We start from the raw sequence: 21195 nt of genomic DNA on the forward strand, positions 1-21195 counted from the left end.
CGGTCAGCCCGGTGTGCTGCCCCTGTCCGCAGTCAGCTCATGAGACCCCAGATATGCAGGAGCCCGGATGAACGCCGATAGCTATCAACTGCTCGAGGTCGCCGATGGCAAACCGATCAAGCTCTGGACCCAGGGCGTGGCGGTGGAAGACGACGCCCGCCGGCAACTGATGAACACCGCGAGGATGCCGTTCATCTTCAAGCACCTGGCGGTGATGCCGGACGTCCACCTGGGCAAGGGCTCCACCATCGGCAGCGTGATCCCTACCCTGGGCGCCATCATCCCGGCGGCCGTGGGCGTGGACATCGGCTGCGGCATGATCGCCGCGCGGACCTCGCTCACCGCCGGCGACCTGCCGGACAATCTCCGCGGCCTGCGCAGCGCCATCGAAAGGGCCGTGCCCCATGGACGCAGCCTGGGTCGCGGCAAGCGCGACATCGGCGCCTGGGACCAGGTCCCCGAATCGGTCGACCGCGCCTGGGCACCGCTGGCCGGGCGCTTCAAGCGGATCACCGACAAATACCCGCGTCTGCTCAACACCAACAACCGCAGGCACCTGGGGACCCTGGGCACCGGCAATCATTTCATCGAGGTCTGCCTGGACGAGGCCCAGCGCGTCTGGTTCATGCTGCACAGTGGCTCGCGAGGCGTCGGCAACGCCATCGGCAGCCATTTCATCGAGCGGGCCCAGGCGGACATGCGCCAGCACCTCGCCACGCTGCCGGACCGCGACCTCGCCTATTTCGAAGAAGGCAGCCGGCATTACGACGACTACGTGGAAGCGGTGGGCTGGGCCCAGGACTTCGCCCGGCAGAACCGTGCATTGATGATGCAGGCGGTGATCGCCGCGGCCCGCTCGGTCATCGCCAAGCCCTTCGAGGCCGAGCTGGAAGCGGTGAACTGCCACCACAACTACGTGCAGAAAGAGCGACACTTCGGCCGCGAGGTGCTGGTGACCCGCAAGGGTGCGGTCTCGGCGCAGCAGGGCGAGCTGGGCATCATTCCCGGCTCCATGGGCGCCGGCAGCTTCATCGTCCGCGGGCTCGGCAACCCGGAGGCGTTCTGCTCGTGCAGCCACGGGGCCGGGCGCAGCATGAGCCGGACCCAGGCGAAGAAGACCTTCACCCTGGAAGACCAAATTCGCGCCACCGCCCACGTGGAATGCCGCAAGGACGTGGACGTGATCGACGAAATCCCCATGGCCTACAAGGACATCGAGCGCGTCATGCACGCCCAGCGCGACCTGGTGGAAGTGGTGCACAGGCTCCGCCAGGTGGTGTGCGTGAAGGGCTGACGAAGCGGTGATGCCTTCGATGCAAGGCGCGCGGAGCCGGGCTCGCCTGCGAAGTGGCGTTCCGCTTGGAGACGGAGGGCCCTGACCCGCCCATCGTTTTGGAGCAGCGCCCGAGCGAGTGCCATGCCATGCCATGCGGTGGGGCGTGGTCTGCCGTGGTTGACCGAGCGCGATGGGGCGGCGACTATCGGTCGGGGTTGGCGAGCGAATGGCGCTTTCGCCCTCGAAGGAGACAGGCGCGCATGACATCCCCCGAACCGCAGCGCTGCGTCCAGACCATCCTGGTGATGGGGGTATCCGGCAGCGGCAAGACCACCATCGGCAGCCGCCTCGCCAGACGCCTGGGCTGCGGGTTTTCCGACGCCGACGAGTTCCACAGCGCGGCCAACAAGGCCAAGATGGCCCACGGCATCCCCCTCACCGACGAGGACCGGCAGCCCTGGCTGCGCGATATGCGCGCCGCCATCGAGGCACGCCAGCGCGAGGGCGGCCGCCACGTCTTCGCCTGCTCGGCGCTGAAGCGGGCCTATCGCGACCTGCTGCGACGCGAGGACGAGAACCTCCTGATGGTGTTCCTCGACGGGCCGGAGCACCTGCTCGCCGAGCGTCTCGGCGGCCGCAGCGGTCACTTCTTCGACCCCGCCCTGCTGAACAGCCAGTTACAGGCCCTGGAACGGCCCGGACCGGCGGAAGCCTGGACCCTGGACATTCGCTTGAGCGTGGAAGAGCTCGTCGAAGACCTCGCCCGGCGCATCGAGCGACTGCCACAGCCCTGACGACGTCGCCGCGCGCGAAGCCCCGACAGGCGCTTCGTCACGCTCGGGCCGCTTGAATCGACGCGGGGTTCTCGAACCCTTCGCTGGCCCTCGATCCCACCGCCGACGGCGCCCCCGACACCGACGAGGCACCTTGCCGCGCATCGCGCTAAACCCCGTGGGAGCGGATTCATCCGCGATGCTGCCGCCCAGACGACGAACCCGCCTGGAACCGCTCAAGCCACTCCGCGAACGAATTCGCTCCCACAGGCGCACGAGCCACCGATCGTCGAAGGGCATCCATCCGCCGGCACGACGATCGTCGAGGCGGTGCGCGTCCGCTACGCCGGCAGCCTTCCCCCTCAACCGGCGCCCTTCTCTCCGCATTCTTGAACCCGCACATGAAAACGGGGCCTTTCGGCCCCGTCGCGGATCGTGCAGGCGTTTACGCCAGCTTCTTGTAACGCACCCGGTGCGGCTGCGCGGCGGCGTCGCCCAGGCGTTTCTTGCGGTCGGCTTCGTACTCGGTGTAGTTGCCTTCGAAGAACACCACCTGGGAGTCGTCCTCGTAGGCCAGGATGTGCGTGGCGATCCGGTCGAGGAACCAGCGATCGTGGGAGATGACGATGGCGGCGCCGGGGAAGTCCAGCAGCGCTTCTTCCAGCGCGCGCAGGGTTTCCACGTCGAGGTCGTTGGACGGCTCGTCGAGCAGCAGCACGTTGCCGCCCTGCTTGAGGGTCAGCGCCAGGTGCAGGCGGCCGCGCTCACCGCCGGAGAGATCCTTGACGAACTTCTGCTGGTCGGCGCCCTTGAAGTTGAAGCGCCCCACGTAGCCACGGGACGGCACCTCGTAGTTGCCGATGCGGATCTGGTCGAGCCCGTCGGACACCTGCTCCCAGACGGTCTTGTTGCCTTCCAGGCTGTCGCGGCTCTGGTCGACGCTGGCCAGTTGCACGGTGTCGCCGATCTCGATACGCCCGGAATCCGGCTGCTCCTTGCCCATGATCATGCGGAACAGCGTGGATTTGCCCGCGCCGTTGCCGCCGATCACGCCGACGATGGCGCCCTTGGGCACGCTGAAGGACAGGTCGTCGATCAGGGCGCGATCGCCATAGCCCTTGCTGACGTTGTGGAACTCGATGACCTTGTCGCCCAGGCGCGGACCTGCCGGGATGTAGATCTCGTTGGTCTCGCTGCGCTTCTGGAATTCCTGGGACTGCATTTCCTCGAAGCGTTGCAGGCGGGCCTTGGATTTCGACTGGCGTGCCTTGGCGCCCTGGCGCACCCACTCCAGCTCGGCCTTCATGGCCTTCTGGTGCGAGGATTCCTGCTTGGCTTCCTGGGCCAGGCGCGCGGCCTTGGATTCCAGCCAGCCGGAGTAATTGCCCTCGAAGGGGATGCCGTGGCCACGGTCCAGCTCGAGGATCCAGCCGGCGACGTTGTCGAGGAAGTAGCGATCGTGGGTGATCGCCACCACGGTGCCCTGGAAGTCGTGGAGGAAGTGCTCCAGCCAGGCGACGGAATCGGCATCCAGGTGGTTGGTCGGTTCGTCGAGCAGCAGCATGTCCGGCGCCGACAGCAGCAGCCGGCACAGCGCCACCCGGCGCTTCTCGCCGCCGGACAGGTGCTCGATGCGGGCATCCCAGGGCGGCAGGCGCAGGGCGTCGGCGGCGACTTCCAGCTGGCGTTCCAGGTTATGGCCGTCGGAGGCCTGCAGGATGGCTTCCAGCTTGGCCTGCTCGGCGGCCAGGGCGTCGAAGTCGGCGTCCGGCTCGGCGTAGGCGGCATAGACCTCGTCGAGGCGCGCCTGGGCCTGCTTGATCGCGCCCACCGCCTGCTCCACCACGTCGCGCACGGTCTGCTGGGGGTCGAGCTGCGGTTCCTGGGGCAGGTAGCCGACATTGATGCCGGGCATCGGCCGCGCTTCGCCGTCGATCTCGGTGTCGACGCCGGCCATGATCCGCAGCAGGGTGGACTTGCCCGCGCCGTTCAGGCCGAGCACGCCGATCTTGGCGCCGGGAAAGAAAGAAAGAGAGATGTCCTTGAGGATTTCCCGCTTCGGGGGCACGACTTTGCTGACCCGATGCATGGTGTAAACGTACTGAGCCATGATGACCTTGTTTTACCTTGTCTACAGTCAAAGGGGCAGCCGCCGCGGTTTGTCACAGCCGGGGCGGCGGCCCTGAGAGGTAGCACGCTCATGCGCGCGCACGTGCGGCAAAGCTACCGGAATGCACCGGGCAGGGCAAACCGCTCGCCGGGCGATACTGGCACTTTGCCCCGAGTCCGGGCATGCTAGCCGCCCCCCGCGCCCTCCATCCGACGTCAGGCCCGTCCTGCCGAGCCGCGTCATTGCAGGATATCCAGTGCCCAGACCCCTTTCGTACACGCCCCACAGAACACCCGGCGATCCCGCGGGACGCTTCGTGCGGTTCGTGTCGAACGGCCCGCTGCGGATGGCGCTGGCGATCCTGATGCTGCTCACCCTGCTGTTCTGGCAGGTGTGCCACGAATACCTGCAGGCCCAGGCGCATCTGCGCCAGCACGCCGAGGCATCCAGCCGCGTAACGGCCGCGCAGTTGGAGGCACGCATGGCGTTCGCCGCGCGGGCCGCGAGCGCCATGCTGCAACGGAGCCTCGCCCCGCAGGCCGCGGCGACGCCCGCCCTGCCCCTGGAAAACCTCCGCGTGCTGTTCCCCGACCTGCAAGAACTGATCTGGCTGGACGCGAACGGCCGCGCCCAAGGCGGCGAGGGTCCGCCGAAGGACCGGCAACCGCTGGCGGACCTGGCGCGCGGGAGCGGACAGGCATCCTATCGCTTCGCCTTCGATCCCCGGGGCGAACAGCTCTACCTGCTGCTGGCACGGGGCGACGCCGGCCAATGGGCGCTGCGCCTCGGCCCGCGCGCCCTGGACGCCTGGCTGCCGGACACTCCGACCGATGCCCAGGGCTGGGTCTTGGAGGACAGCTCGGGCCGGCGCCTGCTCCCGCAGCGCGGCGAGCCGTTACCGGGCGACGCCGCCGCGCCCGGAGCGGCCACCCGCCTGCCGGCGATCGCCCTGGCCGGCAGCGACTGGCAATTGCGCGGGCTCTACGACGAGGCCCGCGCACGCGCGCGCATTCTCGCGGAGCTGGGCGGCAAGCTGGTCCTGTACGGCCTCTGTGCGCTGCTGGCGCTGCTCGTCCTGTATCGCCTGCTGCGCGAGCAACAGGGCCTGCACGCCTTGAACGCCGCGTCGCGGGACTCGCTGCGGCAGACCGGCAGCGCCCTCGGCGCCATCGAGGAACGGGTGCTGGTCAGCGACCTCGAAGGTCGCCTGAGCTATCTCAACCCCCAGGCCGAAGCGCTGTTCGAAGCGGGCGAGGTGCCGGTCCGCGAGCGCCACCTGCTCGACCTGCTGCCGGATCTCGACCCGCAACGCCTGCGCGAGCCCAATACCGGGCAGATCGGCGACTTGGTGAGCCTGGTCGAGGCCGGCCGCCGGCGCCTCTTCACAGTGACCCGCAGCACCCTCAGCGAGGGCGAGCGGCCGCTCGGCTATGCCTGGGTGCTGCGCGACGTCACCGAAGAGCAGCAATCCCTGCAGGTCCTCAGGGAGACCCGCCGGCGCTACCAGAACATCTTCGAGGACAGCGGCGTGGCGCTTTGCGTCCTCGACCTGGTGCCCCTCCACGATCACCTCATGCACCTCGGCCTGCGCAACGCCGACGACCTGGCCGAGTGGCTGGGCAAGCACCCGCAGCGCCACGGCGAGTTGTTGCGCCGCCTGCGCATGACCGAGGCCAACCAGGTGGCCCTGCGCCTGCTGGAGGTATCCGAGATCGACCAGGCCTGGGAGTGCCTGATCAATCGCACCAAGTTACGGATCGGCGGGGTGCGTTTCCAGTTGATCGCCGCGCTGTTCGGCGGCCAGCAACTGGTCGAACTGGAAACCCGCATCCTCACCGCGAAGGGCCAGGAGCGCCACCTGTGGCTGGTGCTGCGCCTGCCGGAAGCGGGCGAGGACCTGCACGCGGTGACCCTCAGCCTGAGCGACATCACCGCGCGCAAGCACGTCGAACTGTCGCTGATCGAGCGCGAGCGCTTCTGGTCGGACGTGGCCCGCGCGGTGCCGGACACCCTGTACGTCCACGCGGTCAACGACCAGCACGTGCTGTTCAGCAACAACCGCCTGGGCCCCGACCTGGGCTACGACTGGGAAGAACTGAATACCCTGGGGGATCGCCTGTGGGAGCGGATTCTCCACCCGGACGACGCCGAGCTGTACCGCCGCATGCTCAACCTGCAACAGGTGATCGGCGACGGCCAGCTCCTGCAATACCAGTTGCGCCTGCGCCATCGCAACGGCCGCTGGCATTGGTTCGACATCCGCGAGCAGGCCCTGAGCCGCGACGCCCGGGGACGGGTCAGCCGGCTGATCGGGGTGGCCAAGGACATCACCGACCAGATCGAGGCCAGCGAGTCCCTGCGCGAAAGCGAGCGCCGCTACCGCTTGCTGGCGGAAAGCATCAGCGACGTGATCTTCACCTCCGACCGGCAGTTGCAACTGAACTACGTCAGCCCTTCGGTGCAGCCGGTGCTCGGCTACAGCAGCGACTGGATCATCGCCAACAATTTCATCGGCACCGCTGCCAACCCGCGCCAGTTGAACGGCCTGTTCGTCCTGCTGGAGCGCGTGCGCAACGCCCTCGGCGACCCGCAGCGCCTGGCCGACCTGCGCCGCGGCCTGGGGCCCCAGCTGTTCCTCTTCGACTGCCTGCGCGCCGACGGCCGCAAGATCCCGGTGGAACTGCGGATCATGCTGATGTGGGACGAGCACGGCAGCTTCGAGGGCATCCTCGGGGTCGGTCGCGACATCAGCCAGCAGCGCCGCGCGGAAAAGGACCTGCGCATGGCCGCGACGGTATTCGAGCACTCCACCGCGGCGATCCTGGTCACCGACCCGGCCGGCTACATCGTCCAGGTCAACGAAGCCTTCAGCCGGATCACCGGCTATGGCAGCGCCGAGGTGCTCGACCAGCAACCGACCCTGCTCACCGCGGATCGCCAGCAGGCCAACCACCTCAACTACATCATGAGCCAGCTCAACCAGCGCGGCAGTTGGGAGGGCGAGGTGTGGCTGAAACGCCGCCAGGGCGACACCTACCCGTCCTGGGTGGGCATCACCGCGGTGCACGACGACGAAGGCGACCTGGTCAGCTACGTGTGCTTCTTCAGCGACATCAGCGAACGCAAGGCCAGCGAGCAGCGCATCCACCGCCTGGCCTATTACGACGCCCTCACCCACCTGCCCAACCGCACCCTGTTCCAGGACCGCCTGCACACTGCCCTGCAATACGCCGAGCGCAACCAGGAATGGGTGGTGCTGATGTTCCTCGACCTCGACCGCTTCAAGCCGATCAACGACTCCCTCGGCCATGCCGCCGGCGACCGCATGCTCAAGGACGTGGCCCTGCGCCTGACCGATTGCGTGGCGGACGACGACACCGTGGCGCGCATGGGCGGCGACGAGTTCACCCTGCTGCTGCAACCGCGCTCCAGCCGCGAGGGCGCGCTGAACCGCGCGATCCACGTCGCCGAGCAGATTCTCGCCAGCCTGGCGCGCCCGTTCGTCCTCGAAGGCCGCGAGTTCTTCGTCACCGCCAGCATCGGCATCGCCCTCAGCCCCCAGGACGGTCGCGAGCTGAGCCAATTGATGAAGAACGCCGACACCGCCATGTACCACGCCAAGGAGCGCGGCAAGAACAACTTCCAGTTCTACCAGACCGACATGAACGCCCGCGCCCTGGAGCGCCTGGAGTTGGAAAGCGACCTGCGCCACGCCCTCGAAGGCGGCGAGTTCATGCTCTATTACCAGCCGCAGTTCAGCGGCAACGGCAAGCGCCTGACCGGTGTCGAGGCGCTGCTGCGCTGGCGCCATCCCGCCCGCGGGCTGGTGCCGCCGACCGAGTTCATCCCGGTCCTGGAGGAGCTCGGCCTGGTGGTCCAGGTGGGCGACTGGGTGCTCGCCGAGGCCTGTCGGCAGATGGCCGCCTGGCACGCCGCCAAGGTCCGCGTGCCGAAAATTTCGGTGAACCTCTCGGCCCGTCAGTTCGCCGATGGCCAGCTTGGCGCGCGGATCGCCGCGACCCTCGAACGCAGCGGCATCCCGCCCGCCTGCCTGGAGCTGGAACTGACCGAAAGCATCCTGATGCGCGACGTCGGCGAGACCCTGCAGATCCTCGTCGGCCTCAAGCGCCTCGGCCTGTGCGTGGCGGTGGACGACTTCGGCACCGGCTATTCCTCGTTGAACTACCTCAAGCAGTTCCCCATCGACGTGCTGAAGATCGACCGCAGCTTCGTCGACGGCCTGCCCCATGGCGAACAGGACGCGCAGATCGCCCGGGCGATCATCGCCATGGCCCACAGCCTGAACCTCTCGGTGATCGCCGAGGGCGTGGAAACCCAGGCGCAACTCGATTTCCTCCGCGAGCACGACTGCGACGAGGTGCAGGGCTACCTGTTCGGCCGCCCGATGCCGGCCAGGCAGTTGGAGGCGCAGTTCAGCGGCACGGCGCTGTTCGTCCTCAACTGATCCAGGTGAATCTCCCTTGCCCCGGCCATGACCGGCGTTCATGTGCCAGGGGCGGATCTATGGGTTAGAATCGCGCCCCTTCCTACCCTCCCAACTGAATGCCTCAGGGGATTGCCATGTTCAGCCGTGATTTGACCCTCGCCCGCTACGATGCCGATCTATTCGCCGCCATGGAGCAAGAAGCCCAGCGCCAGGAAGATCACATCGAGCTCATCGCCTCGGAGAACTACACCAGCCCGGCGGTGATGGAAGCCCAGGGTTCGGTGCTGACCAACAAGTACGCCGAGGGTTACCCGGGTAAGCGCTATTACGGCGGCTGCGAATTCGTCGACGTGGTCGAGCAGATCGCCATCGACCGCGCCAAGCAACTGTTCGGCGCCGACTACGCCAACGTCCAGCCCCATGCCGGCTCCCAGGCCAACTCGGCGGTTTACCTGGCCCTCCTCTCGGCCGGCGACACCCTCCTCGGCATGAGCCTGGCCCACGGCGGTCATCTGACCCACGGCGCCGGCGTGTCCTCCTCCGGCAAGCTGTACAACGCGGTGCAGTACGGCATCGACGGCAACGGCCTGATCGATTACGACGAAGTCGAGCGGCTGGCCGTGGAGCACAAGCCGAAGATGATCGTCGCCGGCTTCTCCGCCTATTCGCAGGTGCTGGACTTCCCGCGCTTCCGCGAGATCGCGGACAAGGTCGGCGCCTACCTGTTCGTCGACATGGCCCACGTCGCCGGGCTGGTCGCGGCGGGCGTCTACCCGAACCCGATCCCCTTCGCCGACGTGGTCACCACCACCACCCACAAGACCCTGCGCGGCCCGCGCGGCGGCCTGATCCTGGCGCGCGCCAACCCCGAGATCGAGAAGAAGCTCAACTCCGCGGTGTTCCCCGGCGGCCAGGGCGGCCCGCTGGAGCACGTGATCGCCGCCAAGGCGGTGTGTTTCAAGGAAGCCCTGCAACCGGAATTCAAGACCTACCAGCAGCAGGTGGTGAAGAACGCCAAGGCGATGGCCCAGGTGTTCATCGAGCGCGGCTACGACGTGGTCTCCGGCGGCACGGAAAACCATCTGTTCCTGCTCAGCCTGATCAAGCAGGGCATCACCGGCAAGGACGCGGACGCCGCCCTCGGCCGCGCCCACATCACCGTGAACAAGAACTCGGTGCCCAACGACCCGCAGTCGCCCTTCGTCACCTCCGGCATCCGCATCGGCACCCCGGCGGTGACCACCCGTGGCTTCAAGGAAGACGAATGCCGCGAACTGGCCGGCTGGATCTGCGACATCCTCGCCAAGCTGGGTGACGCCGACACCGAAGCGCGCATCCGCGAGCAGGTCAAGGCCGTCTGCGAGCGCCTGCCGGTGTACGGCCGCTAAGCATCGCGCAAGAGGAAAAAAGCCCGGCATTCGCCGGGCTTTTTCTTGGTCGCGGCATGAGCTGGACGGAATCGACCGGCGCGCTGAACGCCCGTTACCGGCGCGTGGAAGTGCGACGCCCATAATCCCCGCGCGCAGTGGACGACGCCGTCCCTCTCCACTTGGATCGCGCCCTCTGCCCATCTGGGTACGCAGCAGCGGCCCTCGTCACGCCCCATCCAAAGCGGGCGACGCTTGCCGGCGCGCTCGCTCATGTGCAGCCGCGAAAGGCGCTCGCCGGCGCAGCGGCAGGGACTGTTCATCGGCGCGGGCCCGAAGGATTCGAGCCGGACATGCGCCTTGCAGGGCGAAGACCTCGGGCCAGGCGCCTCGCCCACACCGCGCGACTTCAGTCGGAGAGGCGCTGGAAGCCTTCGCGGATGCTGTCCTCCGGGAGGTTGTCGCCGATGAACACGATCACGCTTTCCCGGGCTTCGTCGGCGCCCCAGGCGCTGTCCCAGTCGAAGCCGTAGAGCCGCATGACACCCTGGAACACCATGCGGCGCGCCTCCCCGGCGATGTTCAGCAAACCCTTGTAGCGCAGCAGCGCGTTGCCGTGACGCTCCAGCAGGACCTCCATGAAGGCGCTGAGGCGCTCCAGGTCCAGCGGGCGTTCGCTGCGCAACACCAGGGTGGAAATGCGATCCAGGGTTGCCCCGGGCGCCGACACCGGGCGCAGGGCAGGTGTCGGTTTCAGGGCTTCGCCGAAGTCGGCGTTGAGGTTGAAACCGCGCACGTCGAGCAATTCGGCCAGGTCGATGCGCCCCTGTTCCACCAGGCGGATCGGCGCGCGCCGGTTGATCCACCGCAAACGCTGGCAGAGGGCATCGAAGGTGGCATCGTCCACCAGGTCGCGCTTGCTCACCAGCAGGCGATCGGCGAAGCCCACCTGGGCCTGGGCGATGGCCAGGTCGAGCTGGAAGCCGGCATGGGCGGCGTCCACCAGGGTGACGATGCCGTCGAGGAGGTAGCGCTCGCGCAAGCCCTCGTCGACGAAGAAGGTCTGCGCCACCGGGGCCGGGTCGGCCATCCCGGTGCACTCGATCACCAGGCGGTCGAAGGCCAGCTCGCCGCCGTCCAGGCGCTCGAGCAGCAGGTAGAGGGCTTTCTCCAGCTCCACGTGGATGCTGCAGCAGACGCAGCCGTTGGCCAGGGTCATGACCTGCACCGGCTCGCCACCGAGCAGGTGGCCGTCGATGGGCGTGTCGCTGAATTCGTTCTCGATCACGGCGATCTTCAGCCCGTGTTCGGCCTTGAGCAGATGACGCAGCAAGGTGGTCTTGCCGGCGCCGAGGAAGCCGCTGAGGACGGTGACGGGAATGGGCGTGGTCGGCATGGGGCTCCGGTTATGGACGTAGGGGCGGGAAGCCGCGGAGGCCGGAAAGGCTCAGCAGCAGCGGATCGGGCGCCCCTTGCCACCGCCGTAGCGCGCGTCCTGGCGTTCGCGGAAGAAGGCTTCGTAGCTCATCGGGGTCTGCTCGGGGTGGGTCTTGCGCATGTGTTCGACGTAGGTGTCGTAGTCGGGCATGCCCACCAGCATGCGGGCCGCCTGGCCGAGGTATTTGCCCATGCGGCTGAGGTCGTTGAACATCGTTCGACTCCTGGTCGGGCGAGGGGACGCACCGGAGTGCGCCCCCTCGCGTTCACGCGTGGGGGATCGGCTGGAACGGGCTTTCGCGGTCGCTGCGCGCGGGTTGCGCGAGCGCCGCGCGGCTGACCTTGATGGCATAGAACAGGACGCTGAACACCACCAGCAGGAACAGGACCGTCAGCCCCGCGTTGGTGTAGGCGTTGAAGATCACGTGCTGCATCTGGCCGATGTCCTTGGCCGGCGCCAGTACCTGGCCGGCATCCAGTGCGTCGCTGTACTTCTTCGCCAGGGAGAGGAAGCCCACCGCCGGGCTCGGATCCAGCAGCTTGATCAGGCCCGCGGTGGTGGTGCAGACCAGCAGCCAGGCGGCCGGCAAGATGGTGACCCAGGCATAGCGCTGGCGCTTCATCTTGATCAGCACCACGGTGGCCAGCATCAGGGCGATTCCCGCGAGCATCTGGTTGGAGATGCCGAACAGCGGCCACAGGGTGTTGATCCCGCCCAGGGGATCGACCACGCCCTGGTACAGCAGCCAGCCCCAGAGGGCGACGCAACCGCCAGTGCCGACGATGTTGGCGCCCCAGGATTCGGTGCGCTTGAGCGCCGGCACGAAGTTGCCCAGCAGGTCTTGGAGCATGAAACGTCCGGCACGGGTGCCGGCGTCCACCGCGGTGAGGATGAACAGCGCCTCGAACAGGATCGCGAAGTGGTACCAGAACGCCATGGTGTTCTCGCCCGGCAGCACGTGGTGGAGAATCTGCGCGATCCCCACCGCCAGGGTCGGCGCGCCGCCGGCGCGGGCCAGGATGGTGTTCTCGCCGATATCGCGGGCGGTGGCCTGCAACAGCTCGGGGGTGATGGCGAAGCCCCAGCCGCTGACCGTCGCCGCCACCGTCTGCACGTCGGCACCGACCAGCGCGGCGGGGCTGTTCATGGCGAAGTAGATGCCGGGCTCGATCACCGAGGCGGCGACGATCGCCATGATCGCCACGAAGGATTCCATCAGCATGCCGCCGTAGCCGATGTAACGGGCGTGGGCCTCGCTGGCCAGCAGCTTGGGCGTGGTGCCCGAGGCGATCAGCGCATGGAAGCCGGACACCGCGCCGCAGGCGATGGTAATGAACAGGAAGGGGAACAGCGCGCCTTTCCACACCGGGCCGCTGCCGTCGGTGAACTGGGTCAGCGCCGGCATCTTCAGCTCGGGCATGACGATCAGGATGCCGATGGCCAGGGCGATGATGGTGCCGATCTTGAGGAAGGTGGACAGGTAGTCCCGCGGCGCCAGCAACAGCCAGACCGGCAACACCGAGGCGACCGCGCCATAGCCGATCAGCATCCAGGTGATCTGCACCCCGCTGAAGGTGAACACCGGCGCCCACTCGGGGCTGGCCGCCACCTGGCCGCCGAGCCAGATCGAACCGAGCAGCAGGATCAGCCCGACGACGGAGATTTCGCCGATCCGCCCGACGCGGATGTAGCGCATGTAGATGCCCATGAACATCGCGATGGGAATGGTCGCCAGCACCGTGAACATGCCCCAGGGGCTTTCCGCCAGGGCCTTGACCACGATCAGCGCCAGCACCGCGAGGATGATGATCATGATCAGGAAGGCGCCGAACAGGGCGATGGTGCCGGGCACCTGGCCCATTTCCTCGCGCACCAGTTCGCCGAGCGAGCGGCCATTGCGGCGGGTGGAGATGAACAGGACCATGAAATCCTGTACCGCCCCGGCGAGCACCACCCCGGCGATCAGCCAGAGGGTGCCGGGCAAGTAGCCCATCTGCGCGGCCAGTACCGGCCCCACCAGCGGTCCGGCGCCGGCGATGGCGGCGAAGTGGTGGCCGAACAGAATGTGTTTGTTGGTCGGTACGTAATCCAGGCCGTCATTGTTCAGCAGCGCCGGTGTGGCGCGGCTGGGGTCCAGTTCCATCACCCGGTTGGCGATGAACAGGCTGTAGTACCGGTAGGCGACCAGATAGAGGGCGACCGCCGCGACCACTATCCACAAGGCATTGATGGCTTCGCCGCGGCGCAAGGCCACGACACCCAAGGCACAGGCTCCGACTATCGCCAGCACCGCCCAAGGCAGGTGGCGCAGCAGGCTATTGTTATGGTTCATCGACTACTCCCCGGATTGGTCAGACAAGCTGCCGCCCAAGTCTAGCGCGTCCCCGGGGTTAAGGTATCCCACCTTGGTCGAGCGTGGCGCCGGCATGGGCCCGGTGCCTATCTCTCGGCCATAAAAAAACCGGGCGCGAGGCCCGGCTTTTCACGTTGCGGTATCAGGCTGGCTGTTTGGCGTAACGGGCCAGTTGCTGATCGCGGCTCATCACGTCCAGGGTGGCGGCCAATACCTGGTCACCGGTGACGTCCGGCGCGCTGAAGATATCGCCGAAGTTCTGCTGGGCGACTTGCGCGAAATGCGCACGGTCGCCTTTTTCGATACCCAGCAGGGTCGCATAGGCGTCCAACGCTTCGCCACGGCCCTGGGCCATGTCTTCGGCGATGTTGTCCAGCATGCCGTTCATGGCCAGCATCGAGCGGCCGTTGTAGCCCAGCTTGCCATTGGTATCGCAGCCGTTGGTGCCCGAGGTCATGCCGAAGGTGGCGTTACCGGAGGTGCCGTTGGTAGTGGTGGCGAGGAAGTGCGGCGCGAGACCGCGCTGACCTTCGAACAACATGTTGCCCCAGCCACAGCCATTGCCACCTGCGGCGTCGGCATGTGCCGCTACGCTCGCCACGCTCAGAAGACCCGCAAACAACGCTTTACTCAGCAGTCGGTTGTCCATATCTGCACTCCGCAATCATTAGAAGAATTGTACTGCCACTGGAGCTTTGGCGAAGGCCGCAGAACTGTCAATGCATGACAGGGTCGCAACTCTTTGTCCCCGTCCCGTTCCGGAGTCCGCATGCCCAGCCCGCAAGAGCGCGCCACCCTGGCGCCGCCCCTGATCTACCTGCTGTTCCTGACGATCGCCTGCACACTGACGGCGAGCGTCCCGATCCCCCTTCCCGACGACGCCTGGACGCGCGGGTTGGGCTACCTGCTGATCGCTGGAGGGCAGGCGTTCTCCTTCTGGGCCATCCGGTCGATGAAACGGCACTCGACCACCTCGGGCACCAATGGTAAGCCGTTAGAGCTGCTGCAGCGCGGAGCGTTCCGCTTTTCGCGCAACCCGATCAACCTGGGCGATACCCTGGCCTACTGCGGCCTCGCCTGCCTGCTCGGCGACCTCTGGCCCTGGCTGTTGCTGCCGGTCCTTCTGTATTGGATGAACAGGGACGTGATCCGCCGCGACGAAGCCTTTCTCGAGCGCTGCTTCGGCGACACCTACCGCCGTTACTGCCTGCGCGTCCGTCGCTGGATCTGACCCCCACGCCGCCTCGCCCGCGTTCGGGCACCGCACGCCACGCGCGAATTCATGCGCGGATGTGGAGGATTTCCGCCGCGCCACCTGGCGCTTGTGGGAAGATCGCCGGCACGACAAGCCTCTTCGCGCCGCGACTGCGCCGTCGGCACGGCGTCGTCTGCGGCGGTAAGCCGGGGCGGCCTTGTCTATAGTGGATGAATCCATACAGGAGTGTTCCGTGATGAGTGATACAGCCAACGAGCGCAGGCGTTTCCACCGCTTCGCTTTCGACGCCGACACACAACTCAGCCAGGGTGCCAAGCGGTGGTCGGTGGAGCTCCACGACCTCTCGCTCAAGGGCTTGCTGGTGCACAGCCCGGCCGACTGGGACGGCGACCCGGCGCAGCCGTTCATCGCACGGATCGCGCTGACCGAAGACACCGTGGTGGAAATGGAAGTGGAGCTCACGCGCACCCAGGATGGCCAGCTCGGCTTCATCTGCCGGCACATCGACCTCGACTCGATCAGCCACCTGCGGCGCCTGGTGGAGCTCAACCTGGGCGACGAAGCCCTGCTGGAACGGGAACTGGCGGCCCTGGGCGACGCCTGATCGGCTCGGCGGCCGGACGCCGCCGACGACCGTTGGCGAACGCGTCCGACGACGCGCGCGGCGACCTCACTCGAACAGCGCGTCCAGCGCCTGCTCGAGACGCGTCACGGCCACCACCTGCAACCCGGGGGGCGCTTCCTTCGGTGCATTGCCCTTGGGCACGATGGCCCGCTTGAATCCATGCTTGGCGGCCTCCTTGAGGCGCTCCTGGCCGCTCGGCACCGGGCGGATCTCACCCGACAACCCCACCTCGCCGAACACCAGCAGGTCGTGCTCCAGCGGCCGGTTGCGCAGGCTGGAGATGACCGCCGCCATCAAGGCCAGGTCCACCGCGGTCTCCAGCACCTTGACCCCGCCCACCACGTTGATGAACACGTCCTGGTCGTAGGTGGGGATGCCGCCGTGCCGGTGCAGCACCGCCAGCAGCATGGCCAGGCGGTTCTGGTCGAGGCCCAGGGTGACCCGCCGCGGATTGGCCAAGTGGCTGGTATCCACCAGCGCCTGAACCTCCACCAGCATCGGCCGCGAGCCTTCCCAGGTGGCCATGACCACGCTGCCGGGCACCGCTTCCTGGGCGCGGGTGAGGAAGATCGCCGACGGGTTGGAAACCTCCTTGAGGCCTTTGTCGGTCATGCCGAACACGCCCAGCTCGTTGACCGCGCCGAAACGGTTCTTCACCGCGCGCAGCAAGCGCAGGCGCCCATCGGATTCACCCTCGAAATAGAGCACGGTGTCCACCATATGCTCCAGCACGCGCGGGCCGGCCAGGGCGCCCTCCTTGGTGACGTGCCCCACCAGGAAGATCGCGGTGCCGCTCTGCTTGGCGAAGCGCACCAGCAAAGCCGCGCTCTCGCGGACCTGGGCGACGCCGCCGGGCGCGGATTGCAGTTGCTCGGTGTAGATGGTCTGGATCGAGTCGATCACCATGACCTTGGGCCGCTCCTGGCGCGCCGTGGCGATGATGGTTTCGATGCAGGTCTCGGTCATCACCTTCAGCTTGTCTTGGGGCAGGTCCAGCCGACGCGCGCGCATCGCGACCTGCTGCTGGGACTCCTCGCCGGTGACGTAGAGGGCGGGCAGGCGCGTGGCGATATTGCAAAGGGTCTGCAAGAGGATGGTCGATTTGCCGATACCGGGGTCGCCGCCGATGAGCACCACCGAGCCATCCACCAGGCCGCCGCCGAGCACGCGGTCGAGTTCGGCCGAGGCGGTGGAGAAGCGCGGCATCTCCTCGATGCTGACCTCCGCCAGGGTGCGGACCTGGGCCTGCTGCCCGGTCCAGCCGCCACGGCCGCTGGGCGTGGCGGTGGCACCTTCGAGCACGGTCTCCACCAGGGTGTTCCAGGCGCCGCACTCGGCGCATTGGCCGGCCCATTTGGGAAAGGTGGCGCCGCATTCGGTGCAGCCGTACATGCGCTTGGCCTTGGCCATGGCGGACTCCCTCGAGGCAAAGGAGCCGATGATACAGGCTGTCGGAGCACGCCACGAAGCGCCCCGCGACGCATCCGGCCGCCGCTCAGCGGCGAGGGCCGGGCCGGGCGTTCAACCGGTCAGCCGCGGCACCCGCCGCCGCAGCCGCAGCACTGGCCGACGGAGCGCTTGAGCTGGCGCGCGACCTGATCCTTGAGCACCACGCGCTGCTGCTTGAGCATGCCGAGGGCATCGTCGTTCAGCGACTCCACGCCGTCCTCGACCCGGCAGATGCGCTTGTCCAGGGCCTCGTACTCCTCGGCCAGGCGGGCGAAAGCGGCGTCGCCCTGGCGCAAGGCATGCAGCTCGGCGCGCAGTTCGGGGAAGTCCTGGACCAGCGGATGATGTTCGACGTGCATGAAGGGGCTCTCCTTGAAGGTTTTTCCCAGCCTAACGGCCCGGGGATGCCGCGCCATTGATCCGGATCAAACCGACGCCCATCGTCGGCGGCCCGTCCTGCCGTCCGTCGCCCACCACGCGAAGGCTCCGGGCCTGGGCAGACCGCGCACCTCCCATGCTAGCCATGAGCCACTGAAGAGCGCGTTCCGGGTTAAACTTCGCCGGACTCACCGGGTCTCTGCATAGATCGCCCGGGAAACCGTCCTTCAGGCCGCCGGTTCACGAGCCTGGTTTCCGCCGGACGCCCCTGGGTTTCGCGCGGGCGCCGACGTTTGCCGTCCTTCGCACACTCCAAAGGAGCATTGGCGCATGTCCGATTCCCCCTCCTGTTCGGCCTGTCGGGATCTCCCCGAGGACGACGACCTTTCCCTGAGCATGGCGTTCCAACCCATCATCGACGTGGCCCAGGGCAAGGTCTTCGCCCATGAAGCCCTGGTGCGCGGCCCCGCCGGGGAAGGCGCTGCCAGCGTCCTGGCCCGGGTCAACGCGGACAATCGCTATCGCTTCGACCAGCGCTGCCGGATCAAGGCGGTGGAATGGGGAGCCCGCCTGCAGATCCCGGCGCGGCTGTCGATCAATTTCATGCCCAATGCGGTCTACCGCGCCGAGACCTGCATCCGCGCCACGCTCGAAGCGGCGCAGCGGGCGCACTTTCCCCTGGAACGGATCATCTTCGAGGTGACCGAACAGGAACAGGTGCTCGACCTGGATCACCTCTGCGCCATCCTGCATGCTTACCGGGCGCGCGGTTTTCTCACCGCCATCGACGATTTCGGCGCCGGCTTCGCCGGCCTCAATCTGCTGGCGGACTTCCAGCCCGACCTGCTCAAGCTGGACATGGGGCTGGTGCGCGGCATCGACCGCGACAACGTGCGCCAAGTCCTGGTGGAGGGCACCCTGGACATGTGCCGGCGCCTGGGCATCGCGGTGATCGCCGAGGGAGTGGAAAGCCGCGAGGAATACGACACCCTGCGCGCCATGGGGATCGAGCTGTTCCAGGGCTATCTATTCGCCCGACCTTTGTTCCAGGGGTTGCCGGACGTGGCCTATCCCGAGTGAACGCACCGGACCCGCGCGGTCCGATCCACAGGTTCACCCACGGTCGTCGCGACGCGTGGAAACCTCAACGAAAACGCCACACAGGGGGTAATGGATGAGTTTCATCAATGAGTTCAAGGCATTCGCCGTCAAGGGCAACGTGGTCGACATGGCGGTGGGGATCATCATCGGCGCCGCCTTCGGCAAGATCGTCTCCTCGTTCGTCGGCGACGTGATCATGCCGCCGCTGGGCCTGCTGATCGGCGGAGTGGATTTCTCCGACCTGGCGATCGTCCTCAAGGCGGCCCAGGGCGACACCCCGGCGGTGGTGCTGGCCTATGGCAAGTTCATCCAGTCGGTGATCGACTTCCTGATCGTGGCCTTCGCCATCTTCCTCGGGGTGAAATTCATCAACCGCCTGCACCACACCCACCCGGCGGCCACGGCGCCGACCAAGGATCAGGTGCTGCTGGCGGAAATCCGCGACCTGCTCAAGGCGCGCGTCGAACAGGAACAGGCGCCGGTCGCCCGCGACATGCCCGAAGGCGAACGCTGATCGTCCCCCGCCCGGTCGCGACCGGGCGCGTCCTCACCAATAGGTTTCCACCGCCACCTGGCCCGGCCGACGGCTGAGGGACAGTTGCAGGTCGCGGGCCTTGAGCAGCGCCCGGGTGTCCTCGATCATCTGCGGGTTGCCGCACAGCATGATCCGCGAGTGCTCGGGTTCCAGGACCTGCCCGGCGGCACGCTCCAGCTCGCCGTTCTCCAGCAGGGTGGTGATCCGCCCGTGCAGCGCCGCGGGATGGGTCTCGCGGGTCACCAGCGGGAGATAGCGCAGCTTGCCGGCGTGTTCGGCCAGGTAGTCGCGCTCGCCCAAGCCCGCGATCAGCGGCTGGTAGGCCAGCTCGCAGGCCTCGCGCACGCTGTAGACCAGGAATATCCGCTCGAAGCGTTGCCACACCTCGAAGTCCTGGAGGATCGACAGGAAGGGCGCCAGCCCGGTGCCGGTGGACAACAGCCAGAGGTCGCGGCCGTCGACGAAGCGGTCGAGGGTGAGGAAACCGAACGCCTGGCGGTCCACGCGCAGTTCGTCGCCCACCCGTAGGCGCGACAACTCGCTGGTGAACTCGCCGCCCGGCACCACGATGGAGAAGAATTCCAGGTAGTCGTCGTGGGGCGCCGACACCATGGAGTAGGCCCGCCAGACCGCGCTGCCGTCGGCCTTGGTCACGCCGAGGCGGGCGAACTGGCCGGCGCGGAAGCGGAAGCCGGGGTCGCGGGTGGTGCGCAGGGTGAACAGGCTGGGCGTGAGGGTCTGCACGTCGAGCAGGGTCTGGCGGGTGAACTTCTCTTCGCTGGCGGTCATACTTCGCGTTCCTGATGCAGGGCCGCCGTCGGGCGTGCCTTGGATATGCGCGCCAGTCTCGCGTAAACCCCGCCGGATAAAAACCACCAGTTCACATGCCTATTCTGACCACGCCCCTGGCGACCCTCGACCTGCGCCGCCATCCCGAACGGGCCGGCGACCCTTTGCAGGCGTTCGACGCCGCCGACGAATACCTGCTCAACCACCTGCACGACAGCGGACTCGAGGGCTCCGAGCGCGTGCTGGTGCTGAACGACGGCTTCGGCGCGCTGGCGTGCAGCCTGGCCGGCCGGGTCCGGCTCACCAGCGCTGGCGACTCCCATCTGGCCCGGATCGCCCTGGGCGAAAACCTGGCGCGCAATGGCCTCGCTGCGCAGGCGGTCAGCTTCGTCGCCGCCAGCGAAACGCCGGAGGGTCCGTTCGACCGGGTGTTGATCCGCGTACCGAAGACCCTGGCCCTGCTGGAGGAACAGCTGATACGCCTGCATGGCCGGCTGGCGCCGGGCGCCCGGGTGGTCGCCGCCGGCATGATCAAGCACCTGCCGCGCGCCGCCGGCGATCTGCTGGAGCGCTACGTCGGGCCGGTGCAGGCCAGCCTGGCGGTGAAGAAGGCGCGCCTGCTGTTCGCCACCCCCGACGCCAAGCCCGCGCCGGTATCGCCCTACCCGACCCGCTACCGGCTGGAGCAGCCACCGCTGGAGCTGCTCAACCACGCCAACCTGTTCTGCCGCGAGGGCCTGGACATCGGCACCCGCGCCTTCCTCCCGCACCTGCCGCGGGCGCTGGGCGAGCTGCGGGTGGCGGACCTCGGCTGCGGTAACGGCGTGCTCGGCATCGTCTATGCCCTGGGGAATCCCCAGGCCCGGCTGACCCTGGTGGACGAGTCCTACATGGCCGTGCAATCGGCGCGCGCCAACTGGCGCGCCGCCTTCGGCGAGCGCCCGGTGGATATCCACGCCGACGACGGCCTGGCCACGCAAGCGGCCGATTCCCTGGACCTGGTGCTGTGCAACCCGCCGTTCCACCAGCAGCAGGTGGTCGGCGACTTCCTCGCCTGGCGCATGTTCACCCAGGCCCGGAACGCCCTGGTCAAGGGCGGCGAGCTGTGGATCGTCGGCAATCGCCACCTGGGCTACCACGCCAAGCTCAAGCGCCTGTTCCGCGGCGTCGAGCAGGTGGCGGCCACGCCGAAGTTCGTGGTGTTACGGGCGACCAAGTAGTCGCGGGCAGGCACGGGGGTATTCCGTGGTGCGGTGGATGGGTGAAGCGCCATCCACCCTACGGACTCAAGCGCCTGTTTCGCGGTGGCGGACAGGTGGCGGCCGCGCCGTACGGGCT

General features: G+C 67.5%; 17 protein-coding genes. 9 read left to right on the plus strand and 8 right to left on the minus strand.

Features of this window, described 5'->3' with window-relative positions; translation table 11 throughout:
- Positions 1–67 precede the first annotated feature (67 nt).
- Complete coding sequence (locus OGL92_RS03360) at positions 68–1294, plus strand: RtcB family protein (protein ID WP_263140442.1); 1227 nt, start codon at positions 68–70, stop codon at positions 1292–1294.
- A 242-nt stretch (positions 1295–1536) separates the two neighbouring features.
- Positions 1537–2070, plus strand: coding sequence for a gluconokinase (locus OGL92_RS03365; RefSeq protein ID WP_263140445.1), 534 nt, complete (start codon positions 1537–1539; stop codon positions 2068–2070).
- A 424-nt stretch (positions 2071–2494) separates the two neighbouring features.
- Here the strand turns inward: OGL92_RS03365 and ettA are convergent, their stop codons facing one another.
- Positions 2495–4159, minus strand: a complete 1665-nt coding sequence (gene ettA / locus OGL92_RS03370; protein ID WP_263140447.1) for an energy-dependent translational throttle protein EttA — start codon at positions 4157–4159, stop codon at positions 2495–2497.
- Between the two features lie 346 nt (positions 4160–4505).
- Here ettA and OGL92_RS03375 point away from each other — a divergent pair, with 346 nt between their 5' ends.
- Positions 4506–8624, plus strand: a complete 4119-nt coding sequence (locus OGL92_RS03375; protein WP_263140964.1) for an EAL domain-containing protein — start codon at positions 4506–4508, stop codon at positions 8622–8624.
- 116 nt (positions 8625–8740) lie between these two features.
- The gene (gene glyA / locus OGL92_RS03380) at positions 8741–9994 is read left to right on the plus strand and encodes a serine hydroxymethyltransferase (protein ID WP_263140448.1); all 1254 of its coding nucleotides are present in this window, start codon (positions 8741–8743) and stop codon (positions 9992–9994) included.
- A gap of 388 nt (positions 9995–10382) precedes the next feature.
- Here glyA and yjiA read toward each other — a convergent pair whose 3' ends face one another.
- From yjiA to OGL92_RS03400, 4 genes are all read right to left on the minus strand, one after another.
- A complete protein-coding gene (gene yjiA, locus OGL92_RS03385) occupies positions 10383–11369 on the minus strand; it encodes a GTPase (protein ID WP_263140449.1) in 987 nt (328 codons plus the stop codon).
- A 51-nt stretch (positions 11370–11420) separates the two neighbouring features.
- Positions 11421–11624 carry a YbdD/YjiX family protein gene (locus OGL92_RS03390; RefSeq protein WP_263140451.1) on the minus strand — a complete coding sequence of 68 codons (204 nt, stop codon included), beginning with the start codon at positions 11622–11624 and terminating at the stop codon, positions 11421–11423.
- A gap of 52 nt (positions 11625–11676) precedes the next feature.
- Positions 11677–13743 carry a carbon starvation CstA family protein gene (locus OGL92_RS03395; RefSeq protein WP_263140452.1) on the minus strand — a complete coding sequence of 689 codons (2067 nt, stop codon included), beginning with the start codon at positions 13741–13743 and terminating at the stop codon, positions 11677–11679.
- A gap of 163 nt (positions 13744–13906) precedes the next feature.
- The gene (locus OGL92_RS03400) at positions 13907–14413 is read right to left on the minus strand and encodes a DUF3015 domain-containing protein (RefSeq protein ID WP_263140460.1); all 507 of its coding nucleotides are present in this window, start codon (positions 14411–14413) and stop codon (positions 13907–13909) included.
- Positions 14414–14533: 120 nt separating this feature from the next.
- Here OGL92_RS03400 and OGL92_RS03405 point away from each other — a divergent pair, with 120 nt between their 5' ends.
- Positions 14534–14995 (plus strand): isoprenylcysteine carboxylmethyltransferase family protein, encoded by a 462-nt coding sequence (locus OGL92_RS03405; protein ID WP_263140463.1) that lies wholly within the window; start codon positions 14534–14536, stop codon positions 14993–14995.
- A gap of 220 nt (positions 14996–15215) precedes the next feature.
- The gene (locus OGL92_RS03410; RefSeq protein ID WP_263140468.1) at positions 15216–15584 is read left to right on the plus strand and encodes a PilZ domain-containing protein; all 369 of its coding nucleotides are present in this window, start codon (positions 15216–15218) and stop codon (positions 15582–15584) included.
- A 66-nt stretch (positions 15585–15650) separates the two neighbouring features.
- On the opposite strand, the gene radA is transcribed toward OGL92_RS03410, so the two are convergent.
- Both radA and OGL92_RS03420 read right to left on the minus strand, forming a co-directional pair.
- On the minus strand, positions 15651–17015 hold the full coding sequence (radA, locus tag OGL92_RS03415) for a DNA repair protein RadA (protein WP_263140471.1): 1365 nt from the start codon (positions 17013–17015) through the stop codon (positions 15651–15653).
- Between the two features lie 119 nt (positions 17016–17134).
- On the minus strand, positions 17135–17413 hold the full coding sequence (locus OGL92_RS03420) for a DUF465 domain-containing protein (RefSeq protein WP_263140473.1): 279 nt from the start codon (positions 17411–17413) through the stop codon (positions 17135–17137).
- Positions 17414–17762: 349 nt separating this feature from the next.
- Between OGL92_RS03420 and OGL92_RS03425 the strand changes: the two genes are divergently transcribed.
- A complete protein-coding gene (locus tag OGL92_RS03425) occupies positions 17763–18512 on the plus strand; it encodes an EAL domain-containing protein (RefSeq protein ID WP_263140474.1) in 750 nt (249 codons plus the stop codon).
- A gap of 94 nt (positions 18513–18606) precedes the next feature.
- The gene (gene mscL, locus OGL92_RS03430; protein ID WP_263140476.1) at positions 18607–19047 is read left to right on the plus strand and encodes a large-conductance mechanosensitive channel protein MscL; all 441 of its coding nucleotides are present in this window, start codon (positions 18607–18609) and stop codon (positions 19045–19047) included.
- 33 nt (positions 19048–19080) lie between these two features.
- Here the strand turns inward: mscL and OGL92_RS03435 are convergent, their stop codons facing one another.
- On the minus strand, positions 19081–19857 hold the full coding sequence (locus OGL92_RS03435; protein ID WP_263140479.1) for a ferredoxin--NADP reductase: 777 nt from the start codon (positions 19855–19857) through the stop codon (positions 19081–19083).
- Positions 19858–19952: 95 nt separating this feature from the next.
- Here OGL92_RS03435 and OGL92_RS03440 point away from each other — a divergent pair, with 95 nt between their 5' ends.
- Positions 19953–21077, plus strand: coding sequence for a class I SAM-dependent methyltransferase (locus OGL92_RS03440; protein ID WP_263140482.1), 1125 nt, complete (start codon positions 19953–19955; stop codon positions 21075–21077).
- Positions 21078–21195: the final 118 nt, after the last annotated feature.

It is taken from the genome of Pseudomonas sp. RIT-PI-AD, from assembly GCF_025642785.1.
Lineage (GTDB): Bacteria > Pseudomonadota > Gammaproteobacteria > Pseudomonadales > Pseudomonadaceae > Pseudomonas_T.